The sequence below is a fragment of the Sphingobacterium sp. HMA12 genome, assembly GCF_002933815.1.
GTDB lineage: Bacteria > Bacteroidota > Bacteroidia > Sphingobacteriales > Sphingobacteriaceae > Sphingobacterium.
In genome coordinates, this window is record NZ_BEYR01000003.1 from 432,898 (window position 1) to 458,774 (window position 25,877).

Genomic DNA, 25,877 nt, shown 5'->3' on the forward strand with positions numbered 1-25,877 from the left:
ATGAAACGATATAAATTACTTATAGGAGGCCTAAGTTTGGTGGCTGCTGTGCATTTCACTTCCTGTAATAAGCTGGATACCTTGCCAACAGACCGTTTTACCGATGAAAACTTTTGGGATTACCCTGAAAATGCGGAAAAAATGGTCAATATGGCCTATAATCAACTATTTTCTGCAGACCGTTTATGGAATGATGAAGCCCTCAGTGATAATATTTTTGAGGGTAGGTCCAATACAGATCAACGCGCCATCCGTAATGGTACTGCGGACCCGACATTAGGGCGTTTCGGCTCGGAATGGTCAGATCTCTATGGGGGCATCAAAACCTGCCATGTTTATCTGGAAAATGCAGATCGTGTACCGGGGCTGGATGCAGCACTAAAACAACGACGTATAGCAGAGGTTCGGTTTATTCGCGCTTCGCTCTATTTTAGGCTGGTCAATTTTTACGGTGATGTCCCTTTTTTTACCAAGGATATAACCCTAGAGGAGTCCAAGACGATACCAAGGACACCTAAAGCCACCGTCATGGCCTTTATTCATCAGGAATTGGATGAATGTATGACGGATCTGCCCAGCAAAGATGCGCTACCCGCTGATGATAGAGGCCGGATTACAAAAGGTGCGGCTTCGGCTTTTCAGGCACGGGCCTACCTGTATGAGAGCAACTGGAACAAAGTGCTGGAGTATTGCGAAAATCTGATAAAGAAACAGGCGGAATTTGGAACATATGCCCTTTTCGATAGCTATCCCGACTTGTTTACAGCAGCAAAAGAGTACAATTCGGAGGTTATTCTGGACTATGCCTATGTGCCGCAGCTGAAAACCTGGAATAAACTCTACGATGCCGCGCCGATCTCGGCCCAGGCTCGTCTGAATGGTTATGCACCTTTGCAGAGCCTCGTGGATAATTATATCACCCTAGATGGAAATACAATCGCTACAGATCCCAATTATAGCAGTGACAATCCTTATGTAAATCGGGATCCCAGAATGGCCGCAACGATTGTTTTCCATGGCGGTCAATGGACCGACTTTGATGGGACGGTGCGTAAGATTTTTATCAAACCGGGGTCTGGAGGGACAGATAAAGAGCGTCTTGACGAATACCAGGGAGCAAGTGCCAATGCATCACCCACAGGGTATTATGTCAAGAAATATTATGATCAGACAGCGACCGTAAAATATGATGCCGGGCTCAATATCATTATGTTCAGATATGCTGATATCTTACTGATGTATGCCGAAGCGAAAGAAGCGCTTGGACAGCTCGATGCTGCAATATGGGATATGACGATCAAACCTATCCGCAAACGGGCCGGCTTCGAAGCAGCGAAAGCATTGGATTTTCCGACATCCGGTGACCTGAAAACAATTGTCCGAAATGAACGGCGTAGCGAGCTTGCGCTTGAAGGTTTACGTTACTATGATATCCTGCGTTGGAAAGCTGGTAAAACCTATCTGGATGGTCAGGTATTGGGCGCTAAATATGGCGGCAACAATAGCTATATCAAATTGGATATTCGACGCTTTGATGAGAGCCGGGATTATTTATGGTCAGTGCCAAGGACACAGATTGATCTGAATAAAAATCTATTGCCCAATAATCAAGGTTATTCAAACTAAAATTTAATTGAAACAAACCGTCACAGACGATACAGAAAGAAAAAATGTACGTTTTGAACGATAAAATTAAAGAAAAAGACATGAAATGGTATTTTAAAGTTATAGCAATGATCGTATTGGCTGCGGGCATCGTTTCCTGCAAAAAAGATGATATGAAATATTCGGATGCGGATGTATCCGCTGTGGAGAATTTATATGCGCCTGCGGACGGGAAATCAGTCAAATTGTTGAGTTCCAGTTCTGCTGCCTTATATTTTGAATGGGAGTCCGCATTGGTAGCCGATGGGGGAGCGGCCCAATATGAAGTCGTTTTTGATAAAGTGGATGGCGATTTCAGCAAACCCTTATATACGGTTACCTCGGACAATAACGGGAACTCAAACGGAGCAAACATCAGTCATAAAATATTGAATCAGGTTGCTGCCAAAGCGGGAATCGAGCCGGGCACGAGTGGCGATGTCAGCTGGTCCGTCTATTCAATCCGAGGGATGAAACGGGTGCTGGGTAAAGTGAAAAAAGTATTGAACATAAAAAGCCTGGAAGGATTTGCAGATATTCCGGATGAACTGTTTATTACCGGAGAGGGAACAGAGGGTGGGGAAGCAATTACACAGGCATTACCTTTTAAACTCGTCGGCAACGGTGAGTATGAGATCTTTACCAAATTGGAAGCAGGTAAGAAGTATACGTTTACGGATCGAAAATCAGCAGATGGCCGGATCTTCTATTCCGAAGATCAAACAAAATTAAAGGAAAGCGACGCAGGGAGCAATACTGTGACCAAAACAGCCGTATACCGCATTCGAATTGATTTTAATGTTGCGACAATTACCTATGCGGAAATCAAAAGCATGGGGGTTTATTTCTCACCTTCAGGGGCAGTTGTACTCGACCTGCCCTATCAGGGTAAGGGGATCTGGTCAGCGACTGGCATCATCAATTTTAAGCAGGAAAGTTGGGGACGCGACCAGCGCTATAAATTTCAGATGGAAACCGTCAGGGCGGGGAAAGCAGAAACCGTTCAACTTGGGACCCAAAAAGGTACCGATGTGCCACCTAACGGTGCTGATCCGACATATTTCTTCGTCCGTATCCTGCCCAATCTTTCACAATGGGATGACAAGTGGAAATTTGTGGATGCAGTCGATGGACATCCGACAAAAATCTCGATGATCCTACAGGGGGACAAAGATTATACACATGCGGTGGTTCCAAATTAAGGAGGGGAATGATGAAAAAAATAGTAATGTTGTCATCCATGCTGCTGTTGCTGTTTGGATGTACAAAAGTCGAGGATACATACTCATACGACGATACGATTCAGGAATCTTGGACAGCAATTGCGGCGCAGGTATCCGATAAAATGATCACGGGGTTTTGGAATGAAGCGGGGTATTTTAACAACGCCATCAATCAATCCGATCTCGGATTTCAATACTGGCCCAATGCCCACGCCATGGACGTCGTTATCGATGCCTATTTACGAACCAAGGACGCGAAGTATAGTGCCTATTTTAGCAAGTGGTTTGAGGGTGTTAAAGTCAAAAACGGTAATAACTATTACAATGTATTCTACGATGATATGGAATGGAATGCCTTGACCATGTTGCGGTTATATGAAGTTACCAAAGAACAGAAATATCGGGATGCCGTACTGCTTCTATGGGCAGATATCATCAAGGGCTGGAATGAACAATTTGCCGGTGGAGGACTAGCATGGCGGAAAGACATGTTATATAGCAAAAATGCCTGTTCTAACGGACCGGCTAGTATTCTTGCCGCTAGACTTTACAATCTAACAAAAGATGAAAGTTATCTGACATGGGCCAAAAAGATCTATGAATGGCAGAAGGCAACACTTTACAATCCATCTTCAGGGGCTGTATATGATAATATCAATGGTGAGACCGATGCTGTCGATCAGACAACACTGACTTATAATCAAGGAACTTTTCTGGGGACCGCCGTTGAACTTTTTAAGATTACCAAAGATCAGATATACTTAGTCGATGCACAAAAAATTAGTTATTATACCATTACCCGCTGTACCGATATCGGAAATAATATTCTACGTGATGAAGGCAGTGGTGATGGCGCATTGTTTAAGGGGATTTTTATCCGGTATTTTGTCGATTATTTGAATCTTGAGGGGATCAACGCAGACTACCGTGCTAAATTTGAAAAGTTTTTGCTCAACAATGGAAAAATAGCCTGGACTAAGGGAACCAGCCTGCCAACTTTATTTTTTGGTTCTTCCTGGTCTCAGCCGCCAGTTGGAAACAGTGAAATTACAGCCTATGCAAGTGCTGCAATGCTGTTTGAAGGCCTAGCACGCTATCAGACAAAACTAAAATAATAGATTATATACAATAGCCATTAGGTTGCCCGTCAGCTCCTGATGGCTATCTTAAAATAATAAATGCTGATGAAACAAATAAACCGGATAACGACGACAGTACTATTGACAGGCTTGTGCTATATGATGGGACAGGCGCAGGTGAAAAATGGCCAATTTTCTGATCACGCCCAGAAGACCCTAGATGTGATCTATGATAAATATGGGAATACACAAAATAAATTATTGACTGAAAAGTACCCCTTTGACGAGAATTTTAAAGCAGACTACCTAAATAATAACACGCAGGCAGAACAGCAAAAGAAATATGCCTATCTCTGGCCTTTCTCGGGTAGTTTTTCGGCGGTCAATGCGCTGATGGAACAGTCAAAAGATAAAGCAGCCTACCAGAAAATATTGGACCAGAAGGTACTCGTAGGGCTCCATGAATATCGGGACGAAAAGCGTAAACCAGTAGGGTATGCCTCCTATATCAATTCAGCTCCTGCATCGGATCGTTTTTACGATGATAACATCTGGTTGGGCATTGATTTTACAGATAGCTACATACAGACCAAAAAGACAGATTATCTTAAACATGCAAAGGAGATCTGGACCTTTGTAAAAAGTGGTGAAGATGATAAACTAGGCGGTGGTATTTATTGGTGTGAGCAAAAAAAGGAATCCAAAAATAGCTGTTCGAATGCCCCTGCAGCAGTGTTTGCCCTAAAGCTTTTTGAGGCGACCAAACAGAAAGATTATCTTCTTGAAGGCCGACGTTTGTATGAATGGACAAAAGCAGGTTTGCAGGACCCTGATGATAAGCTGTACTGGGACAATATACATCTTGATGGTAAAGTTGAAAAGGCCAAGTATTCTTATAATTCAGGTCAGATGCTGCAGGCTGCAGCATTGCTCTATCGGTTGACCAAAGAAAAGAAATACCTGGATGATGCGCAGCAGCTCGCTGAAGCTTGCCTGGGCTATTTTTTTGAGACAAGATCGGGAAAAGATTTTCCGGTTTTAAAAAATAGTAATTTATGGTTCCATGCTGTGATGATGCGGGGCTATATCAGCCTGTTCGAGCAAGACGGAAATCGAAAATATGTAGACATTTTTGCGAAGAATCTTGATCTGGCATGGCATCAGATGCGGGATCAGGATGGACTTTTTGATAGCGACTGGACCCTGGAGAATCCTAAAAAATCCAAATGGCTGTTGGATCAATGTGCTTTCGTGGAGATGTACGGGCGTTTGGCAAAATTCGGGTATTGACACTTGCCATCAAGAATGACCCGCTTTGCTTTGCCATACATGAGACCTTTGGTCTATCTGTCAAAATCCGTATGCCAGGGAATCATCAATCAAGATTTGTTTAGGGAATGACATGTTCGGACATAAATTACCGGACCTCGGAAGTGGTCAATCCATATTTTTCTTTGAACGACGCGTAAAAATGGCTAAGATTCTCAAAACCTAGATTCAGATAGAAGCTTGATGGCTTTTGATGTTTATACTTGATCAGGTAATAAGCTTCTTCCAGCCGTTTGTTTTTTAGCCATAGTTTAGGGCTGCAGCGAAAAGTTTGGACAAAATCCCGTTTGAAAGCAGATATACTACGTCCTGTTAGCCTGGCGAATGACGCAACGGAAACATTAAACATATAATTTTTGTTCATAAATTCTTCGAGGTCAATTTTATATGTTTTAACGAAATCAAATAGTACATATTTTAGGTCCGGGTTGCTATCGAGCAAGAGCTCGATGGCTTCCCGGACTTTGATATCTGCGAGCTTTGGTGTCGCCTGTTTGGTCTTATTTATGTATGGAGCGAGCGAAATGAAATAACTGCTGAGGAACTCATTGGGTTCAAAAAATAACTTCTGCATTCCTTGGTAATGGCTGTCGACAGCAATTTTATTTTCAGTTGCGTAGTTCTGCAATGTTTCGTTGTCCAGTGTTATTGCAATAAAACTATATTTCCCCGATTTTGAAGGATATTTTATGGTGCGGATAAGCTGATTTTTTTTGACAAGCACAACGGTATTTTCCCGGATTACCGTCGCGTCCTGATCGTGGAAAACATGAGTTTCACCAGAGAGCTGAAATCCCAAAAAATGATCTGGATAAAATTCTTCGGATCCACGATGCTTTTCAAAAGCACAGGAATAGACCAGTCTGTCAAATATTATTTCACGCGTTGCTGCCATCGTACAAAGATTATAAAATTATCTGATTACCAGCACTTGCAATTTCTTTATCCTGTTCGGGAGTTCCGCCCGAGCAGCCTATAGCCCCAATATTTTCTCCGTTGGCATCTTTAATAATTACCCCACCAGGTATTGTCATTAAGCCATCGTTGGTATTGATCATGCCATATGAATGTATTCCGGCGCCCGCGATAATATCTCCCATGACGTCGCTGTCCACACCAAACATAATGGCTGTTTTTGCCTTTTTTATTGCAAAGTCTATGATACCAAAGGCGGCGTCAAGTCTGGCCATTGCCATTAGGTGCCCGCCATGATCCACGATCGCAATGCAAACGGGGATGCCTATTTCATTGGCTTTCTTGACCGAAGCGGCCAATAGTTGTGCAGCCTGATGATATGTCATATTGTTCATCTGTAGTTTATTTTTCAAAAGAGCACGGCAGTTGGTCCGTGCTCAGGAAATGGTGTTTATTTAAATTAGCTTTTTGCTGTCCATGCTCTTAACTGAAGCTGTTTTACAAATTCTTCGGTTTCCTTAGGATATACATTCCTAAAATTAGAATTTTCATCCAGAGCTACGTCCACGATACACTCGGCCATGCCCTGTGGATCCAATTGATCGTTCAATGATTCCACGATACCGTCAAATACAGCAGATGGTGTGAAATTGACTTCAGGATCGTACCAGCGGAATATGCTGTCTGCACCGCGGTCATTGAAGCCCGTGTCGAATATGCCCGGGTTGCAGGTTGCAATCTTGATGTTAAAATTTGCCAATTCGGTTTTAAGTCCTTCCGCAATGGCTTCCATGGCATGTTTTGAAGCACAGTAAGCTGCCACATACGGCACAGTCCATAGCCCACCCATGGAGGTTGTGAAAACGATCTTTCCAGGTTTTTTCTGTTCAATAAATTTTTTGATAAACCCCTGGGCGAGTTCAAGCCCACCAAAAACATTCACATCAAACATGGAACGGATAAGGTCCAATGGCTGTTCAGCAATTGGTCCGCCTTCCATAATACCAGCATTGCTGATCAAAATATCTATGTCATATTTTTTGTGAATATAGGCGAGATCACGTGAGTCAGTTACATCAAGCTTGTCGACAATAAGATCAATCCCCTTTTCTGAGGCATCACGAATGAGGTCACTCACCTGTGGGTACACCTGCGCAGTCGCGATTACTTTGTGGCCCCTGTTTGCCAGATCAAATGCAGCGATTTTTCCAAAACCGCTTGCGGCTCCTGTAATTAAAATTGTTTTACTCATTTTTTCTATCTAAATGGTTTCGTCTAAATTACATGAGTTTGGAAGGAGTAGGTATTTCTGTATGGTTCAATTTTATATTTCCCTGCGGTCCATTTGAAGAATTAACTTTTTTTCCTAACTTATCTTCGAATAAGAAAGTCATAGACCAAGAAGAAAATTCTTTACGGGAGTACATTTTTATTCTATTTGGTAAATTATAATATAACTTATTGATAGTCAATTTATCTGAACGATGGGGCATTTCTATTTAAAATCTGCTGTATTAGCCATTTTATGTTATTTTTTTATTTGTACGGTTGTGGCCCAGCAAACCACATTTCCACAAAAAAATGATTATACCCATTTGCTGGAACGTGCAGGGCGGGAAAACAAACCGATGTTTCTGGTCATCCATCAGCGGCACGAACAGTTTATACCCTTTAAAGGAGATGTTTCCAAAAAGGCAAAGGAGATTCTGAGTACCCAATTTGTTTCGGGAGTCTTAGAGCTTGATCGTGAAGACTTTAATCATCCATTGCATCGGGCATTTCATCTGAACAGTCCGTTTTATCTTTTTACCGATAAAGATGGAGTACCTTTATTGCGTCATGATAATTCAGTTGATGGCGGAAAGGAATTGGAAAGTCTCATTGATTCGGTAACTACCCTAGCAAAAGGTGAAACACTTGGGGCACTCACGGCACAATATCGCAAAGGGATGCGCCAACAGTCCATATTGACCAAGATGCTCCGTTACTATCAGACATTCGATCAATACACAGACCAACAGGTTCTGAACGATTATCTATCTCAGCTGTCTATAGAGCAATTGAATAATTTTGAGACGGTCGTATTTCTGCTAAGCTGTGGGCCGGTATATAATAGTAAAATTTATCTCCTGGCACGTACCAATGGAAAAATGGTCGATAGCCTGTATTCCACGTTGCCATTGCCCGTGCGCAAAAAAATAAACAACAGAATTATACAACGGACATTCCGGGAAGCACTCAATAAAAAGGATTTTTCCTTAGCCCAGAATACAGGTTATTTTGCGTATCAGACCTGGACACCGAACCACTTGCGCGCCTCTATTTCGCAAGCTTTTTATCCCATGGAGTACCAGCGGCTCATGAACGATACGCTGTCGTATATTCAGTTGGCGCGGCAATATTATAATGATCGTTTCTATCGTATTGATCCCGATTCGATGGCACGAATGGATTTTATGCAAGACCGCAAGATCAATCTTTTGCGAAATCGTCCGGTGCTGGATAGTGCCCAAACCGCAGACTTTAAAGAGTGGGCTAATAGAGGACGTCAGTATTATCAGGATGACCAGGCTCGCAACCTAAATTACGGTGCGCAACAGATTTTAGCCTTTGCAAAGAATAACTCCGAGGTTTTGTTTGATGCGATCCGTTGGCAAACGAAAGCAATTGATCTTAACCCCGACATTGCTACATACCATCACACATTGGCTTTACTGCTGTATCAGGTAGGTTTCTACGTCGAGGCGGAGGCAGAGCAGCAAAAGGCCCTGGCATTAGCTAGGTCAAACAGGTTGTATCACAAAGAAATGCAGTCCGTATTGAAACAGATCCAGTCCCGACTATTGTAATCTACTGTCTTTAGGCAACGTATTTAATCGGATCGGAAGAGAATATTGTACACGTACAGGAAGGCCAAACTGATAACCCGGTGTCCATTTTTTTGCTTTTTGGATCACTTCGATACCGCTGGCTGCAGTACCATAGCCAAGATCATTGATCACTTTAAATTCACTTGGTATGCCAGTTGTTTCAATGACGAAGCTGATCAGAAGCTGTCCGGATACTCTGGCATTTAAAGCCTCCTTGGGGTAATTATAATTCTGGGCAATAAAGGTCATCAGTTTTTTTATGCCGCCCGGATATTCCGGCTGAACCTCTCGCTGTGTATAAGGGTGTTTATTTCCGGTGCTATCGGTTGTAAACGCTTTAGTTAATGTCCCATTTTCATACCATTCCTCAAACCTGTTCTTCCCCTTATGAAAGGTACCTTCCCAAAGGCCTTCCCGGACACCGTTCGCATACTGGCCTCTTTCAGTATCCTTTTTGTTTTTGAACTCAAAGGTGCCATTTCCGCCACTGATCTGTACATGTCCTGTGGAGTCCGCATAATAGATTAGGCGGCTATTTTTGTCTGGAAAAAGAAATTCGTTAGGGTGGTTCTCTGATCTGAAGAAAAATCGGGTTTCACGCAAAAGACCATTTTTATGATATCTTTTTAGGGTATCACTTAACCTATTATCCTTATATTCGGCTGAAGTTGCCAAATTTCCATTTTCATAGTAAGTCTCTATAAGGCCCTCCAGATGTAATTTTCGTGGATCAGCTATTTTTGTCCATCCATGGCGTTTTAAATTGCCATTGGCATAATAATCGTTTAATTCGTAAAGCCCCATTTCATTGGGTGCCAACCGGATGATATTGGTGTAAAGGGCCGAATCTTTGAGCGCTGTATGCCCTCCGTTTTTCTTTATATAGGTAACGATGGTCTCCTGTGCTTTTGATGGCATCACAAAACATAGAAAGATGATGTAAAGAAAGTATCTATATAGATTAAATGAATTAATTTTCATACGGACAATTTAAGTATTGCATCTCTCAAATATACATAAGTTTTTATTAAACTTAATATTATTTCACCAGTTGGTTTACTGTTTTTTCTCAATTTAAATAGCTGCAAACGTATATTCATACGGTCATTTTACCATTGACCGGGTTTACTTTTCCTCCTGATATCAAGGCATTAAGAACGTAATTTTCCAGCACATAGGCCTATCCCGGAATCAGTTCATTGTTGTTTTTAAGATAAATGTTATTTTCGTATAAACGAAAGAAACATGAGTATAGCATTGTTACTGAATAGCGGTAGGGCCGAAGACTGGAAGTTAGAAATTAATAGACATCTCCCTGAAATAAAGGTTGAGATCTTCCCTGAGATAGAAAATTATACGGAAGTTGAGTTCGCACTTTGCTGGAAGCCTGCCGCAGGTTATTATACTCATTTTCCCAATTTAAAAGTTATCCAATCCGGAGGTGCTGGGATAGATCATTTATTTCCCAAAGCCATACCATCACATATTCATATCTGTAGAATTGTAGATCCCATGCTAAAAAGCGACATGTTTGAGCATGTTTTGACATGTCTGATGCATTCGATGAAGAATCTTTCGGCTTACGCTGCAGCAAAGGATAAAAGAGATTGGCAGCCTCTCGAATATAAATCCATTGGTCAGACGCATGTAACGGTTTTAGGATTAGGTGAAATTGGTGGATACTTAGCCGAAAGACTCGCTCAATTGGGGTTCAATGTTAACGGATGGTCTAATTCTCCAAAAAAAATGGCGGGTGTAACTTCTTTTACGGGTGTTGACGGACTTCGTTTGGCCGTTGAGCACACAGATTTTATCGTGAATGTTCTACCATTGACCGATGCTACAAGAGGAATTTTAAATCGTGATCTTTTCAATTTATGCCCCAAGGGCGCTGTTCTGCTCAACGTCGGTAGAGGTGAACATCTTGTGGAAGAGGATTTATTGGAAGCAATCGCCGAGGGGCAGATTGCTGGTGCCTACCTCGATGTATTTCATCAGGAACCCTTACCCCGGGATCATCCGTTCTGGCACTGTAGTTCCATTTGTATTACACCGCATGTCGCGAGTAGGACAAATATCAGTTCCTCGGTAACACAGGTGGTGGATAATTATAGACGAATGATTTTGGGACAACCTTTGCTCAATGAAGTTTCTTTGGAAAAGGGCTATTAAAAATTTTAGCTATACACAGGGGGGAGTTTTTCCATTTCTTTCATTCACCAAGTTTCCCATCCGTTAGTCTACGAGAACTTAATTTTAATTTTTTTGGGTTTTAATGCGGTGTACGCATATGAACAATATGTTTATAAACTGTTCGCATGCGTACATTTTCTTTTTCGACGAAAATCTCGGACAGGCCATAATAGGACCTAGAAGGTATGAATGAGCTCGTCGCCGCAACTGGTATAGTATTTGGCATGCAGCTGATAAAATGAAGCTAATGTTCTTTGTGTACGCTATACTACTTCCACCTTCCCATTTCCGCCGTTCACCGAGTTTTGCTGATCGTTGGTCTAAAGTCCATAGGTTAAATGCACATTGAACCCTAGTTTTGAATCAACAAATATGAACAACAGAACTAACACAATAAAATAAAGACATTATGAAAACTTTAGTAAAAACATTCGCAGCAGCGGCCTTAATCGCAATATCAACATTTGCCATGGCAGCTGAAGGTCCCGGTTCAAAAACTGAAAAAGCAACCGTTAACCTTTCCACAGCAGACTTCGCCTTAGAACACTATATTGCGGTAATGACCAAAGGTGAATCCGCGGGTGTGGAGCAATTGTTTTCCGAGGATTTCAGCCAAAAAGTTCAACCGTTCAATACAAAGGCCAACAGTCGCAGTGAGGTCGTTAAATATTTGAAGAAACAAAAAGGCGAACGTTTGAACTGTGCGGTAAGTACAGATATTATCGAAGAGTCAGCTGATAACATGATCGCTAAGGTGACGATGAAATTTGAGAACTTCAGCAAGACTGATCTTGTGAGCTTGGTACGTGAGGGTAATAATTGGAAAGTGTCAAAGTCTATTAATTCATATAAATAAGAGCCATCTCAAGTAAATATATAAATGTTGTAGGGCCACATCGTGAGATGTGGTTTTCTTTAATGTCAAAAGGGCCTGATGTTGATCAGACCCTTTCTCTTAGCGTTTACTTGTACAGTAATTTTTATGTTTCCTATCGTTTCCTCTTTTTTGTTTCGTGCTCCAATGTTTTTTAAGACTGTTGGATTTTCGCTGTACTACGCCAATTTTTAATTTTATTAACGAACCTCTCTGTCGAAAGATAATTGACTGCCGTTTGTATAGTAAGAACAACAATGAACTTGAAATAGTTTGATAAAAACACTATTTTTTGATTTTTATGTCGATTACTTCGATACAAATGAAATCACATCTTTCGTCTGCGAATAAATCAAGTGTTAATTTTATTTCTTAAGCAGTTATTTTAGAAATCCGTTCAAGTAACCTGAAATTGTTTGGGATTGGTTCATAAGACTAACATGCCCCTGGCCGGGGACAATTGCCAAATGAGACTTTGGCATCTGCCCAAAATCGCCAATTACTGCGCCACCTAATAATTGATAAGTTTTTATCAATTCAATTTTATCCAGGCCATCATTGTCCCCTGCGATTAGTAACACTGGCGATGATATTTGAGAAATATTTTCATCCCCAAAATCAAAGGGTTTCTGGGCCAACGCAATCATCTGTTCTAAAAATGCGGTCCATTTCGTTTTATCAGGCGCAACAGCATCATATGCTGCTTGCATAGGACTATTGTCAAATAACTCAGGTTTCATATTGTTGAATGCATTTTTTACTTCGGTCATCCAGCCCTCGCTTTTGTATGTGGCAGAGATGATTACCAATTCGTTTAATCTTTTTGGATACTGAATAGCAAATTTGTATGCTACAGCACCTCCAAAGCTATATCCAACGACATCAGCACGTTCAATTTTCAGATAATCCATTACTCCTGCGACATCATCTGCCAGTATACCATGATCAAATTTTCTATCAGAAAATGGAGAATGACCATGTCCCTGCAATTCGATGGCAATTACTTTTCTATTTTTTGACAGTTCAGGTATTATCTGGCTCCAATTCGAGCTGATGGTCATAAAAGCACCATGTAATAATACAATAGGCTTCCCTTTTCCATAAACTTCATAGAATATTTTGATGCCATTAACGGGTGCATAGCCACTGGTAAAAGCGTGTGGCTGTTGACCATGTAATTGATGAATAGGGTTCATAATGAGTATAATAAAGGATATTTTAAACAGAGTAATGGATTTAAGAAAATTTTTCATAACTGATTTATTTAAGTTTTACATTACAAAGATGATAACCATTTTATGATCAGATACTGTGTAAAAACGACAACTTAAGGGGTGAATACCGTCAGGATGTTGTACCAGGACTGTCATTTCCTTCGCTAGCATCTTACTTTATTCATAGCAGGTTCCCTAGTTTAATTTATTTCGTTAATTTATTAATGTGTAAAATTAATTTTTATTTGAAATTGTATTAATATTTGGTTATTTTTATGTGTTGAATATAGTTTTTGTAAATATTTGATTGTTTTGATGAAATTTAAGCTTATATAATGTATAGACCGCTACTTTTTTTACTATCTTTTTTCTTTTTTTCATTTGTTGGTTGTAAAAAATCAGAAGAAAACGACGCCGTTTCCGGCATGAGCATTTTGTTTTCGGATAATAGTCATGCCGTCAGGGGAAAGGTGAGTTATGATTATACGATGGACAATTGTGGTAATATCAATCTTATTACAGGTGTTAAGGAATCTGACGGAAGCTACTCCGAACTAAAGCTCACTTTGCTTCATAATGGTGCATTAGCTAAGGCACAATATTTTAAGCAGAATTCTTCGAATGATGGTCACTATTTTGCGCCACATCTTCAAGCTGGAAAATCTTTTCAAATCTCTGATTTTAAATATGACAAATCTGGAGGGCACTTATCCTTTTCCTTTAATGGAAAAGTTTACAAAGGAGGTGGACAAGATGACGAGCGGATATTGGCAGGTAAAGTGGATCTGACTGCCATTGAATATGTCCCATGTAAAGGATCGATCATTGATGTGATGACCGAAAACCCTTCTTTCAACTTTTTCTCTATGTATTCGTCGGCCGGTACGTTATCCAGTGGCCTTGGCACGGCGAATCAGTATACTCAGTATGCATATAATGTTTACTCCAATGCTGGTCAGTATTTGAGTTTGAGACTTGACAGTGATATCTCAGAACTCGTAAATAAAGAAATAGTATTTGACGATAGTAACGAAAAGCGCGGTGTAAGATATTTGGAATATCAAGGACCATTTATGCTAGCAGAATCCTATGGGTATTTTGATCACAACTGGAAACGTTTTCAAACCAGAGGAAAAATTACTAGTATACAAAGAACAATTGGCGAACGGTCTTTTGAACCGTATTACCAGGGCCTGATCATTATGGATATTCTCAATGAAGGCAGAGTGGTGAAGGAAGGCGTTGAGTTACCATTCTATGTGAAATCCCTTAAATAGTCATGTAAGAGTTTATTCATCGTGTTTATGTTTTTTGGAAAACTAAATTATTAAGAACTTTCTTTGTCATGCGGCTCATGAACGAATCTCGATAGGTCTGTCCGATAGGGACCGTATTTTTATAATGTTCCAATTGAACCATATTTCCGTTGATCATTACAATAAATGGAATAGCAATGATAAAAGACTTATGGATTCGCACAAAGCGATCAGGCATTAATATGTTGTTTAAAGCGCTTATGTTGAGCTGGACCATAATGCTTTTATCATCTGACGTGTAAAAACATACATATTTTGCTTTTGCTTCGATATATACGATTTCGTTCAGCTTAATTTTTACCAGCTTCCCTTTATACTCTGTTTTGACCAGTATAAACTCTTCCTCTTGTTTAGTGTTAATCGAAAGCTGTTGTTGTACCCTTTCTACCGCTAGCAGAAAGCGTGGAAAAAATATGGGTTTTAAAAGGTAATCCACAACGTTTAGGTCAAATCCTTCAAGAGCATATTCTCTGTATGCCGTCGTGAGAATTACCTTATACCTTTCATTCAACATCTTCAAAAATTCCAGTCCGGTTATTCCGGGCATTTGAATATCTAAAAACAACAGATCGACCTCAGTGTTGTTAAGCAGCTGTAATGCGGCTACTGGATCGGCTGCGGTACCCACTAAATTTAAATAGGGGATCTGCTCAATATGTAGCGTCAGCAGTTCGATATTGTGGGGTTCATCGTCAATTACTATACAATTAATCATGTGTTAGATATTTATAACAATTTCGGTCATGTAATAATTTCCATCTTCCTTAATCGTAAATGTATGTTTGCTGCCATACATCAGATTCAGGCGTTGTTGCACATTATTTACGCCGATACCTTTTGATAATTCTTTTGGGCCATTTCTTTTCTTATTGCTTACCCGGAAGTTTATTTTGGAGTTCCTGGCAAGAATTTCAATTGCCACCTGATTTTCAGCATCATGAAGTTCACCATGTTTAAATGCATTTTCAACCAGCGTAACTAATGTTAAGGTAGGGATTTTAGCATCTTTGAGTTGAATATCTTCGCTGTATCTGATTTTTATGTTGTTATTGAACCGGATTTGGTTCATCTGGATAACTTTTTTTATTTGCTTGGCTTCTAAGGCTAATGGTACAATTCCCTGTTCACCCCAATCCTCCAATGCGTAACTCATTATTTCGGATAGCAGATGAACGGCCTGTGACGCTTCAGGATTGGTTTTATACGTTTTTGTGTAAATTAAGCTCAGCGAATTAAAAAGGAAGTGAGGATTGATCTGATATTTTATTGCGGCGAGTTCCGCTTTTAATTTTTCGCGCTCCAATTGTTCTTTACTCCTGCGAATTACGTTTGAACAAATAGCTACGGCAGTAAAATAGGATATAATGGTGGACGCAATATTTAGTATTGTTGTTGTGATAAAAAATGAAGCTGGCGTTAGGTTACCGACACTTTCTGGATTGGTTCTATGCACAAAAAATGTCCAGTAATATTCATAAAGAGTCAGCAAGGTGAAGAAAGCGATGACTTGGATTGATATTTTTCCCCAGCGTCGGTCCATAATCGCGGGTATAGCAAAATGATATATAAGCACGTAGAAAACTACCGTGCCTTTTATAATGGTATGGGTAAAACTTACATAGAGATTGATTCCACCTTCAAATTGATCAACTGTTTTGTCAAAGCCCTGAAGTTGTACTAGAAAGAGAAATACGGCAACACTCCATATTCCATAAATCAGGAAAATAACCAAAAACTCTTTCCACTTTATCCTGACTGCTAGCGACATTTAAATCTTGTTTGATTAACTTATTGCTGTTCTTAATTTTATACAAAATTAGTTGAAATGGATGATGATCAAAAGTTTTATCTATTGACAATAGGATTATAGGCACGAACGGCACGATTGGTTACATCAAAATAGAGAAGCGATATTGGGCTGGTAGTTAGTTATTTTTCTCGTAATATCAGTATAATAATTTCCGGTCCGAAATACCCGGACCAGAAATTGATACACTAGGAAATCCTGTATTTGTTAATTGTTGCAAGCTCGGATATTAGTTGTGTACTATAGAATTCATTGAAGAATGATAACGGGAGTGGCTGGATGAGCATAAAATTATCAGGATGCGATTTATTTATATTTAACAAATGTGGCTAGAATTTTTTTAACCTTGATATTATTTGTAATTGAACCGCCTGCATAAGTATTATTCTTTTTACCATTCTGTAGATTTCCAAAGTCTGATTTTGAAGATCCTGTCACTTCCTCGGTGAGCTTCATGACCACAGCATCCGCACCTTTGGATTGGCCGAGTGTTATTACCTTTTGCTGTGCGGCCTCTATGGAGCCAAAACCTTTGCCTATATCCGTTGTTCCCATTACTTCATATTCTTTTTTAATGTCATTTACATCAAAAAAAACATCTACATGCTGGGTTGGAGCGTAACTTTTCCCAAAGTAAGATGGAGCAGAACAAGAGGTAGCGGCTAAGGCAATCATTGCAATCGATTTGATAAATAAATTTTTCATTTGTTTAATTCTGTATGAGTGATTTTATTTTTTATTTGGTGCAATATTAGGGGAAAGCTATGCAGGTATAAAGTTTTAAGCATCAAAAATGGTATTCGTGGTATAAACACTGTAATTCAAGGCCTTAAATAGCTTAAGCATTATTTCAATTGTGGCGAACCCCTTATTTCCCATATTTTATATTGATTGCTTATTATTTAGCGGAGTTATTGGAGATCGGATTTTTGAATCTCTCTAATTTTACGCCTATGTAGTTTACCATTAGAAAAGAATGATTCTTTTTGTCACTTAGCTATTTCCTTGACCGGGCGGTGTCCAAGACTGATATGTTAAATATTTGATTTTTTTATGATAATAAATATTTATTTAGTGATAATCGTTAAATATTTATTATTATTGTATTAAATATAAACTCGTTAATTATGAAAAAAATGGACAACATCGTTTTTAAAGGATTACTCGTAGTCGCCTGGATCATATTTATTGGATTATCTATTGAAGCAGGAGCCATTATTGTTAATTTCATTTTCAGTATTTTCAAACCAGAATTCGTCGGAAGACTCTATCAAAAACTTGATCTGTCGGCTATGTACAAGCAGAGCCAAATGTCTTTTTACACGATCTATTCTTTTATCATTGTCATTGCAATATTGAAAGCACATTTATTTTATCTTGTGATCGAAATGATGCACAAATTGGATCTGAATAAACCCTTCAATAATTTAGTTTCCAAACAGATTACAAAGATCAGTTACTTAACATTTTCAATTGGGTTGTTGAGTTATGTTGCACAAGAAACTGTAGGTAGAATAATAAGGAAAGGCCTCGAAGTCGGAAACTTAAATCAGTTCTGGACCGATAGCCAAGCATTCATTTTAATGGCTGCGGTGATTTATGTGATATCCGTTATTTTTAGTAGAGGAATTGAATTACAAAACGAAAACGATTTAACCGTATAAGATGCCGATAATTGTAAATTTAGATGTTATGATGGCTAAGAGAAAAATGTCATTGAATGAACTATCAGAGAAAGTTGATCTTTCACTTTCAAATCTTTCGATATTAAAAACTGGAAAAGCCAAGGCGGTAAGGTTTAGCACATTGGAGGCAATCTGTAAAGTATTAGAGTGTCAGCCGGGAGACATCTTGGAATTTGTAGCGGATTGAGGAATTAGAGCGGGATTCCAAAATGAAGATTTACTAAAAGTAGTTATTGTTCAATAACAATAGTGATTCTATCGTTTACCCTTTTTTGTTTTCGTCATCCAGTGTTTTTCTGGACAATTAGATTTTCACTGTACGACGCCAATTTTTATGTTAATCCATTCTTTCGAAAGGTGTCATATTCACCTGCCCATTTCCATCATTCACCGAGTTTTCTTGTCCGTTAGTCTAAAGCCCGTAGGCTAGGGGCGGATTGTGTTGTAGTTTTGAGTCAACAAATAAGAACAACAGAACTAACACAATAAAATAAAGACATTATGAACTCATTAGTAAAAACATTCGCAGCAGCAGCCCTAATCGCAGTATCAACATTCGCAATGGCAGCTGACAAAACAGCATCAAAAACAGAGAAAGCAAACGTTAACCTTTCCACAGCAGACTTCGCATTAGCGCACTACGTTGCTGTCACTACTGAGGGAGAGTCGGTAGGCGTAGAGCAGTTATTCGCGACAGATTTCAATCAAAAAATACAAGCTTCCAACGCACAATCTAACAGCCGTAGTGCAGTTGTCAAATCCTTAAAAAAGCAAACAGGGGAGAAACTAAATTGTGTGGTAAGCACCGATATCCTCGAGGCGTCAGCGGATTACATGATTGCCAAAGTAACGTTGAAATTTGTAGATTTTATCAAGACTGATCTGGTGACTTTGGTTCGCGAAGGTAATGACTGGAAAGTATCCAAATCAATTAACTCATATAAATAAGAGCCATCTCAAGTAAATATATATGTTGTAGAGCCACATTGAAAGATGTGGCTTTTATTTTTATTGCATCAACTTCCTTCAAGCAGTCAATACTGAGTGAGCTCTAATGAAAACTTAAAAATTATAGTCTATTCCAAAGCTTATGTAACGGGGCAGTAGCCTATACTCTGTTGTCGAGCGCGAGATGTCTGTGAGCATAGCGTTTCTGAATGAGCGGGTGTTGAAGATGTTTTTGGCCGTTATGTCAAACCGGGTCTTGTATTTTCTGAGGTCGTAAAATACTGAAAAATCCGAAAAATAATACGTTTGGGCTTTTTGTTGAGGCATGGCTCCAAAGCGATAAGATTCGTTCTTGAGGCTGAACTGCAGATTGTCACCAAAGCGCAAAAAGAGATTCAAAAAAGCCTGGCCATTGGTTAGGGTGTTTGTGCTGCCTTCCGAGCGGTAGCTGTTGGTTTGTAGGCTATACCCTGTAAACATATTGAAGCTGGATTTCCACGAACTTCTGAACGAAAGCCCATAGTCGTATCTGTTTGTGCGGATTTGCCGACGTCCCAAGCCGGCTACCAATGTTTCGTAATTGGCCGTATTAAAGCCCACATCCAGACGAATATTTCCGTTTAAGAGTTTTAGATAATAATTTAGCTCTCCTTTATAGTAGGTAAGGGTTTTGTTTTTGAGCAAGCGCTGTTGCACGAGGTTAAAATTGGGGTTGAGGTCGCTTTCCGTGCCAATATAGTCAAACAGGATTTGATGCCCGATTTGGAGGTTGGCAAAAAATCGGTCGCTCATAGTGCCATAGGTGTACAGAAGTGTTCCGCCTGAACTGCTCAAGGTGGCTAAGTTGTCCATACCTTTTACAAAATTGCGTACACCAGTCGTGTAATAATTGGGTATCAGGTCGGTAAGTTTGGTGTTCTGCTGTTGGAAAAATAAATCAGTTTCCAGCCGTCCTTTGTGGTGTACGGCCCATTTGCCTGATAAGCCGGGCGAGAGCTGTAGGTTGTTTTTGCGGTTTTGCTTCTCGAAGTTAACCAGCCCGCTGTGCGCCAAGCATAATTGCAGGCGGGGAGTCACTTCCCAGCTGCGGTGTTTTACCGTATATTTAGAAATAAGATTAGTTTGAAACAAGCGGAGGGTCATTTCATTAGCAAATTCTGGTGGGTACACTACCGTTTTGTGCTCCGCTTCGGGGCCAGGCAGTAGCCGCAATTGGCTGTTGAACTGCTGCTGCTGATAGGTTGAGCTAATACCGAGTTCAAAAAAATTACCATTTTGTTGTCGGCTTACATAATGTGTGGTAACACCAAGGTAGCGCAGATTGTTGTCTATATGCTGTTGTACCTCGCTTACCGAGTGGGATCCGAACAGGTCTTCGTAATAATATTGATTGATGCTGTAATCGACCGGCGACTGCTGGTTGATGAAGCGTATGGAACTGACCAGAGCTTTCCGGTCCGACAGCTTGTAGCTGTACGTGAGGTTGTGGTTGGTGAGGTAGCCTTTGTTTTTGGTGGTTTCTAAACTGGCCATGGAATTAAAAAGCAGTGTGCCCACCTCGTTGCTGTTCAGCGAGCCCAGCGTGCCGGTATAGTTCAGTGTGGCATGTGGGTTGGGCTCGTATTGCAGTTCCAATTTTGTGAAATAGTTGTTGATTTTGCGCGCAAATTCAAATTTTTCGGTCGTTGTAAACTGGATGTCTTCTAGGCTGTACTCCTGTACGGAATTGCGGTAAAAAGATTTTTTTGTGGGATTGGCAAAGCCCAGCCATTTTATCTTAAATGCAGCTATCGGGTTTAAAATGGTATTTAATGAGATGAGCCTGTCGTTGTTGAAATTCGTGCGGCGATAATCGAAGTTGGGTAGGTTAGGTGTATTGTCAATAAGGGTAGGCGTGCTTATATCCACGCCAATCTGTCCAGGCTCGTTAGCCGAGCCGGACTGTATAAGGTGGTTGATGCTGCTTACGGCATCGTAGCCATTGTTGTTGGCGCTGGCAAGGAGGTAATATTTGTTGCGCTTGCCAAAATTCATGAGGTTGGCGCTGGCTTGATAATACTTTGAGCCAATTGGTGAGCCCTGCAGCCCCACTGAACCCAGCCACTGGTTTTTGCTATCCGCTTTGAGTTGCAGGTTAAGGGCGACCTTGTCCGAATTTTCGATGCCCTTTAATTGTTTGTTGTTGGAATAGCGCTGCAGTACCTGAATTTTTTCCAGTGGCTGCACGCTCATATTTTGCGTAAGCAGGCGGTAACCCTTCTCAAAAAAATCGTCACCTTCGATCATGACCTTTTCCACCTCTTTGTTGCCAATCTTGATGCTGCCATCAGTACCTACATTAATCCCCGGAATTTTGCGCAACAAATCTTCCACGTTGCGTTCATCGCCCTGCAAAAAAGAGCTTACCGCCAATTCTAGGGTATCCCGACCCCGTAGGTAAGGCTGTTTGGCATGTACAATGACCTCTTGTAATCGCTGCACACCACCGGGTTGCATTTGTGCGTCAATAAGGGTGTCCGCTAGGGTAGGCGCAATGGTTAGGCTAAGCGGTTCAGTGCCAAGTGACTTAAACTGTAAAATGAATTTTCCACTTTGTGCGGTTTGCAAGCGGTAATTTCCTTGGCCATCACTAAAGGTGTAGGTTAGCATTCGGGAATCGGCCGCAAGACGCAAATCAATGCGCACACCGCCCAAAGCTTCACCTTTGACGCTGACCTTGCCATGTATGGCGACCTGCGCCGGTGCAAATAAGGGCAACAGGCATAGCCCAAGCCATCCTATTAAATGCTTAATTTTTTTCCCACTCATATACTTGCTCTACACTGCCACGAATTTTTTTATGTTCTACGTTTACACCGTCCATCATCGGCATCTTGCTCATCATTACGCGCATCTGCTCTTCGGTTTCGAGATCATCTTTTTTTATGTAGCTCTCCAGGCTGAGCTTGGGCAGCCCATGTATGTATTTTTCGTTAACGGGTACATCGCCTGTGTAGGGATATTCAATTTCCTTTAGCAGCCAATAGTGCGGGTTGGCCCCTTCGTTGTATAGCATAACGATAAGACCGGGCAGGCCACCAAATTTGTATGGCCCGGCGGGTACCGGAATATCGTTGGTATAGTAGGCCACTAGGGTCGTACCTCGGTATGTGGCGGTAGCCTTGTGACATATGTGTTTGCCCAGCGTATCTACATCGGTGTAGTTGGTGTTCCAGACTAAGGGTGGAAACTCGTCGCTAACGAGGTAGTTGCTGCCTTTGAGCGAGCGGGTTTCAACCAGTTGAGGCACATTGTTTTTTTGGATAACGATGTTTCGGTAGACTTTGCCCATATCTAGCGTTACCGACATACTGCCGCTCAGCTCTTCATCGTTGGTATTTTCAGTGGATTGCGGTTTGGGTTGGGCCAGCGAATCGCGAATAGAGGTTTTTATCCCGTCCTGAAAATAAACCTGTTCCCGAAAAGTCGCCACGGGCGATAGCAGGTATTCGTATACCGCCTTTAGTTTTTGGCCATAAGAAACCGTTGTAGCCAATGAGAATAAAAAGAATAGAAAATATTTGTTCATGATCGTTGGATTGGAAAAAGCGAGGCCTGAGCCCCGCTTAAATTTTTACATTTGTAATTCGAATAAAATAGGGTACAGACTATATCCCTAGTTCACCACTTGCAAGCATATGTCTATAAATCGTTCTGCAGTTGTCGAAGAATCCTGAACAGGAATTTTCTACATAGGTTTGCGAAGTGTAGGTACCTACCACCTGACCGCTGCCATTGTAAACATTTAGGGTATAAACACATTTTGTCAACATGCTTTTGCTTTCCTTTGACGCTTCGGAAACTTTAGCCTTAGCATTGCTTTCGGCTAGCTTTTCAGTGGTTGTTTTTACGTTTGCATTTTCTTTTGATGCTTTTGCGTCTGTGCCGGCAAAGGCCGCAGTTGATAGCGCAGCTACGGCTACCAAACTCATTACTAATTTTTTCATTTTTTTAAGTTTTTTTGTTTAACCATACATACCTTTGGGGCATGTTTTAATTCTCTGGTAATAAAAGTAGGACAAGGAAATGAAATGATTTCGACCGTTTGGTATTCGTATGGGCTGATCTATTATTCGCCCTGACTTATTCGATTTTTAGTTCTGCATACTTGGTGACACCTATTGCTTCGTCTGGCGAAGGCCTTACAGCAGATACAGCAGAGTGGACTGATATTTATAAAATCCGAATGACTATCGGGCCTTAAAACAACGGTAAAAGTAGAGGCGAATGGGATTAGGAGAGTTGAATAGCCCCCAGAGATAGGCAACTTGGGGAAAGATTGAAGTATATTTGTAAAAACAAAAGCAGGGCATAAGCCCTGCTTTTGTTTTGTGTGTTACACAAGGATCATATTAGTTTCCTACCCAATCATGCATCGCTGCGAAGAAACTCGCGCAACCACTAGCTGAAGATGCATAATCTGTGTAGACTGCGCTACCCAATAACACGCCGTCAGAGCTATAAATACTTACTTTGAAATTACAGCGGACGAATCCCGCTGCAGCTTCTGTAGTTTCCTCCGTAACACGTACTGTTTTGTTGGCAAGGCGGTGGCTAGTTGTTTTCACACTTGCATTTTCTTTGGGCGCTTTTGCAGTTGTACCAGCAAATGCCGCAGTTGATAGCGCAGCTACGGCTACCATACTCATTACTAATTTTTTCATTGTTTTTAAGTTTTTTGTTTAACCATATATGCCGTTTTTGGGCATGTTTTAATTCTCTGGTAATAAAAGTAAGGACAAGGAAATGAACTGACATGAGCAATTGGTATCCGTAGGTGATGATGTATTATTTGCGAAGAGTGATTTATTATTCGCAGGTGGCTTTAACGTCAAAAGGGCCTGATATTTATCAGACCCTTTCTCATAGCGTTTATTTGTACAGTAATTTTTATGTTTCTTATCGTTTCCTCTTTTTTGTTTCGTCATCCAACGTTTTTCAGGACTATTGGATTTTTACTGTACGACGCTAATTTTTATGTTCGTCCTTTCTTTCGAAAGATAGCTAATAGCCGTTTTGTATAGTAAGAACAGCGGTCGATTTGAAATAGTTTTATTGGAGTAAATTATTTTTGATAAATTGAATTGACTTATTAAAATTGACAAGGCTTATATCATCAAAAACTTTTGGCACTACTTTCGGTATGTCCTGCTTTGAAGATAAATTTGCCGTCGAACTGCATATATTTTCCAGTGAGCAAGATGAGACGATCATTAATAATCATTGCAAAATATCATTATAACAAGGGTAACTAATTGTAAGTACTAGAAAATTATGGTAAATAGAAGTGTGATCAAAAAGCTTTCAGACAACGAGCTCGAAAAGTATATAAAACCAGATAGTAGGTCAGTAGCGGATGCTGTTCAATATGCTTATGAGATTCTTAAAGATAGGGGGCGATATTTTGCTCCCGCTGAATCAGAACAGATCGAAGCGTTAATCAATAAGAAGCGAGAAGCAGAGTTTGCGGAGGAGAATTCTTGGGATGAGGGAGCTACAACTGATGAAGATGCTATCAAACTATATAAAAATAGCGCGATATTATTTTTTTGCCTGTTTTTTGGAGTTATTTTCGGCGCTGTGCTCCAAGCTTTAAATTTCGTAAGAATAAAAGATATCAAGGGGGCTGTTGTCTCTTTGTTATTTGCAATCGGCTACACTCTGTTACAGATTTTTATTATGGATTATATAGGTGGAAACTATATGGACATCACCGATAGTAGTTTTTATATCAGGCTACTTCTTTCAGGTATTGGAGTAGTCGGCTTATCTCTTATTCGCGGGCTTATGTTTCCCAAAGATCTTAAATATAGAAGCAGGTCTACTGTAGTCCCGGTCGTGGTATCATTTTTAATATTGGCTGCTATTTTTATAATGTACACAACAGGTTGATCTTAGTGAAAAGCAATCATGCAAATGAAATCAATATCCATACGACGATAAGAATGGAAGATTGCATTCTTTCACCTCGCCATTCCCGCCGTTCACCGAGTTTTCCTGTCCGTTAGTCTAAAGCCCATAGGCTAGTGGCGTACTGTGTCGTAGTTTTGAGTCAACGAATAAGAACAACAGAACTAACACAATAAAATAAAGACATTATGAACTCATTAGTAAAAACCTTCGCAGCAGCAGCCTTAATCGCAGTATCCACATTCGCTATGGCAGCTGAGACACCAGTATCAAAAACTGAAAAAGTAAACGTTAACCTTTCCACAGCAGATTTCGCTTTGGACCATTATGTTGCAGTAACTACTGAAGGAGAGTCGGCGGGCGTAGAGCAGTTATTCGCGACAGATTTTAATCAAAAAATCCAAGCTTCCAACGCACAATCTAACGGCCGTAGTGCAGTTGTCAAATCCTTGAAAAAGCAAAAAGGGGAGAAACTAAACTGTGTAGTAAGCACCGATATCCTCGAAGAGTCAGGGGATTACATGATTGCTAAGGTGACTTTGAAATTTGAAGATTTTACCAAGACTGACCTCGTGACTTTGGTTCGCGAAGGTAATGACTGGAAAGTGTCCACATCAATCAACTCATACAAATAGGAGCCATCTCAAGTAAATATATAAATGTTGTAAAGCCACCTCGAGAGATGTGGCTTTTTTACGTCAAAAGGGCCTGATTCTCATCAGACCCTTTCTCTTAGCGTTTTATTGTACAGTAATTTTTATGTTTCCTATCGTTTCCTCTTTTTTGTTTCGTCATCCAACGTACTTTGAATACTACTGGATTTTCACTGTA

General features: G+C 40.4%; 25 protein-coding genes. 13 read left to right on the forward strand and 12 right to left on the reverse strand.

All coding sequences use genetic code 11. From position 1 onward, the window contains the following. From HMAT_RS18670 to HMAT_RS18685, 4 genes are all read left to right on the forward strand, one after another. Positions 1-1,626, forward strand: a complete 1,626-nt coding sequence (locus HMAT_RS18670; RefSeq protein ID WP_104384362.1) for a RagB/SusD family nutrient uptake outer membrane protein — start codon at positions 1-3, stop codon at positions 1,624-1,626. Between the two features lie 53 nt (positions 1,627-1,679). Beyond that, positions 1,680-2,846, forward strand: a complete 1,167-nt coding sequence (locus HMAT_RS18675) for a SusE domain-containing protein (protein WP_158655986.1) — start codon at positions 1,680-1,682, stop codon at positions 2,844-2,846. Positions 2,847-2,854: 8 nt separating this feature from the next. Continuing rightward, the gene (locus HMAT_RS18680; RefSeq protein WP_199768706.1) at positions 2,855-3,982 is read left to right on the forward strand and encodes a glycoside hydrolase family 76 protein; all 1,128 of its coding nucleotides are present in this window, start codon (positions 2,855-2,857) and stop codon (positions 3,980-3,982) included. Positions 3,983-4,051: 69 nt separating this feature from the next. Further along, positions 4,052-5,236, forward strand: a complete 1,185-nt coding sequence (locus HMAT_RS18685) for a glycoside hydrolase family 76 protein (RefSeq protein ID WP_104384477.1) — start codon at positions 4,052-4,054, stop codon at positions 5,234-5,236. A gap of 127 nt (positions 5,237-5,363) precedes the next feature. Here the strand turns inward: HMAT_RS18685 and HMAT_RS18690 are convergent, their stop codons facing one another. From HMAT_RS18690 to HMAT_RS18700, 3 genes are all read right to left on the reverse strand, one after another. Next, complete coding sequence (locus HMAT_RS18690) at positions 5,364-6,170, reverse strand: AraC family transcriptional regulator (RefSeq protein WP_104384365.1); 807 nt, start codon at positions 6,168-6,170, stop codon at positions 5,364-5,366. Between the two features lie 10 nt (positions 6,171-6,180). Then, the gene (locus tag HMAT_RS18695) at positions 6,181-6,585 is read right to left on the reverse strand and encodes a heme-binding protein (protein WP_199768707.1); all 405 of its coding nucleotides are present in this window, start codon (positions 6,583-6,585) and stop codon (positions 6,181-6,183) included. Positions 6,586-6,650: 65 nt separating this feature from the next. Further along, positions 6,651-7,442, reverse strand: a complete 792-nt coding sequence (locus tag HMAT_RS18700) for an SDR family oxidoreductase (protein ID WP_104384366.1) — start codon at positions 7,440-7,442, stop codon at positions 6,651-6,653. Between the two features lie 232 nt (positions 7,443-7,674). On the opposite strand from HMAT_RS18700, the gene HMAT_RS18705 reads away from it, so the two are divergent. Next, positions 7,675-9,039 carry a hypothetical protein gene (locus HMAT_RS18705; RefSeq protein ID WP_104384367.1) on the forward strand — a complete coding sequence of 455 codons (1,365 nt, stop codon included), beginning with the start codon at positions 7,675-7,677 and terminating at the stop codon, positions 9,037-9,039. Here HMAT_RS18705 and HMAT_RS18710 read toward each other — a convergent pair. Next, a complete protein-coding gene (locus HMAT_RS18710) occupies positions 9,031-10,041 on the reverse strand; it encodes an energy transducer TonB (protein ID WP_104384368.1) in 1,011 nt (336 codons plus the stop codon). The genes HMAT_RS18705 and HMAT_RS18710 overlap by 9 nt on opposite strands. 264 nt (positions 10,042-10,305) lie before the next feature. On the opposite strand from HMAT_RS18710, the gene HMAT_RS18715 reads away from it, so the two are divergent. Together HMAT_RS18715 and HMAT_RS18720 are read left to right on the forward strand one after the other, a co-directional pair. After that, positions 10,306-11,232, forward strand: a complete 927-nt coding sequence (locus tag HMAT_RS18715) for a glyoxylate/hydroxypyruvate reductase A (protein ID WP_104384369.1) — start codon at positions 10,306-10,308, stop codon at positions 11,230-11,232. A 430-nt stretch (positions 11,233-11,662) separates the two neighbouring features. Beyond that, complete coding sequence (locus HMAT_RS18720; RefSeq protein ID WP_104384370.1) at positions 11,663-12,109, forward strand: nuclear transport factor 2 family protein; 447 nt, start codon at positions 11,663-11,665, stop codon at positions 12,107-12,109. Between the two features lie 398 nt (positions 12,110-12,507). Here the strand turns inward: HMAT_RS18720 and HMAT_RS18725 are convergent, their stop codons facing one another. Further along, the gene (locus HMAT_RS18725; RefSeq protein WP_104384371.1) at positions 12,508-13,380 is read right to left on the reverse strand and encodes an alpha/beta fold hydrolase; all 873 of its coding nucleotides are present in this window, start codon (positions 13,378-13,380) and stop codon (positions 12,508-12,510) included. Positions 13,381-13,766: 386 nt separating this feature from the next. Here HMAT_RS18725 and HMAT_RS18730 point away from each other — a divergent pair, with 386 nt between their 5' ends. After that, the gene (locus HMAT_RS18730) at positions 13,767-14,618 is read left to right on the forward strand and encodes a hypothetical protein (protein ID WP_158655987.1); all 852 of its coding nucleotides are present in this window, start codon (positions 13,767-13,769) and stop codon (positions 14,616-14,618) included. 25 nt (positions 14,619-14,643) lie between these two features. Here HMAT_RS18730 and HMAT_RS18735 read toward each other — a convergent pair whose 3' ends face one another. The 3 genes from HMAT_RS18735 to HMAT_RS18745 all read right to left on the reverse strand — a co-directional run bounded on the left by HMAT_RS18735 (position 14,644) and on the right by HMAT_RS18745 (position 17,169). Then, on the reverse strand, positions 14,644-15,372 hold the full coding sequence (locus tag HMAT_RS18735) for a LytTR family DNA-binding domain-containing protein (protein WP_104384373.1): 729 nt from the start codon (positions 15,370-15,372) through the stop codon (positions 14,644-14,646). A 3-nt stretch (positions 15,373-15,375) separates the two neighbouring features. Next, entirely contained in the window at positions 15,376-16,425 is a 1,050-nt protein-coding gene (locus HMAT_RS18740; protein ID WP_104384374.1) for a sensor histidine kinase, read from the reverse strand. Positions 16,426-16,770: 345 nt separating this feature from the next. Next, positions 16,771-17,169, reverse strand: a complete 399-nt coding sequence (locus tag HMAT_RS18745) for a hypothetical protein (protein WP_104384375.1) — start codon at positions 17,167-17,169, stop codon at positions 16,771-16,773. 422 nt (positions 17,170-17,591) lie between these two features. Between HMAT_RS18745 and HMAT_RS18750 the strand changes: the two genes are divergently transcribed. The 3 genes from HMAT_RS18750 to HMAT_RS18760 all read left to right on the forward strand — a co-directional run bounded on the left by HMAT_RS18750 (position 17,592) and on the right by HMAT_RS18760 (position 19,097). Then, the gene (locus HMAT_RS18750; protein ID WP_104384376.1) at positions 17,592-18,128 is read left to right on the forward strand and encodes a DUF2975 domain-containing protein; all 537 of its coding nucleotides are present in this window, start codon (positions 17,592-17,594) and stop codon (positions 18,126-18,128) included. 1 nt (position 18,129) lies between these two features. Beyond that, positions 18,130-18,336 carry a helix-turn-helix transcriptional regulator gene (locus tag HMAT_RS18755; RefSeq protein WP_104384377.1) on the forward strand — a complete coding sequence of 69 codons (207 nt, stop codon included), beginning with the start codon at positions 18,130-18,132 and terminating at the stop codon, positions 18,334-18,336. Between the two features lie 314 nt (positions 18,337-18,650). Beyond that, positions 18,651-19,097, forward strand: a complete 447-nt coding sequence (locus HMAT_RS18760; RefSeq protein WP_158655988.1) for a nuclear transport factor 2 family protein — start codon at positions 18,651-18,653, stop codon at positions 19,095-19,097. Between the two features lie 114 nt (positions 19,098-19,211). On the opposite strand, the gene HMAT_RS18765 is transcribed toward HMAT_RS18760, so the two are convergent. The 4 genes from HMAT_RS18765 to HMAT_RS18780 all read right to left on the reverse strand — a co-directional run bounded on the left by HMAT_RS18765 (position 19,212) and on the right by HMAT_RS18780 (position 23,800). Next, positions 19,212-21,905, reverse strand: coding sequence for a hypothetical protein (locus tag HMAT_RS18765; protein ID WP_104384379.1), 2,694 nt, complete (start codon positions 21,903-21,905; stop codon positions 19,212-19,214). After that, entirely contained in the window at positions 21,886-22,665 is a 780-nt protein-coding gene (locus HMAT_RS18770; RefSeq protein WP_104384380.1) for a GLPGLI family protein, read from the reverse strand. The genes HMAT_RS18765 and HMAT_RS18770 overlap by 20 nt, the downstream gene beginning before the upstream one ends. A gap of 79 nt (positions 22,666-22,744) precedes the next feature. Continuing rightward, a complete protein-coding gene (locus tag HMAT_RS18775) occupies positions 22,745-23,083 on the reverse strand; it encodes a hypothetical protein (RefSeq protein ID WP_158655989.1) in 339 nt (112 codons plus the stop codon). Positions 23,084-23,488: 405 nt separating this feature from the next. Further along, complete coding sequence (locus HMAT_RS18780) at positions 23,489-23,800, reverse strand: hypothetical protein (RefSeq protein ID WP_158655990.1); 312 nt, start codon at positions 23,798-23,800, stop codon at positions 23,489-23,491. A gap of 610 nt (positions 23,801-24,410) precedes the next feature. On the opposite strand from HMAT_RS18780, the gene HMAT_RS18785 reads away from it, so the two are divergent. Beyond that, a complete protein-coding gene (locus HMAT_RS18785) occupies positions 24,411-25,028 on the forward strand; it encodes a hypothetical protein (protein WP_104384383.1) in 618 nt (205 codons plus the stop codon). A 206-nt stretch (positions 25,029-25,234) separates the two neighbouring features. Further along, positions 25,235-25,681 (forward strand): nuclear transport factor 2 family protein, encoded by a 447-nt coding sequence (locus HMAT_RS18790; protein ID WP_158655991.1) that lies wholly within the window; start codon positions 25,235-25,237, stop codon positions 25,679-25,681. Positions 25,682-25,877 lie beyond the last annotated feature (196 nt).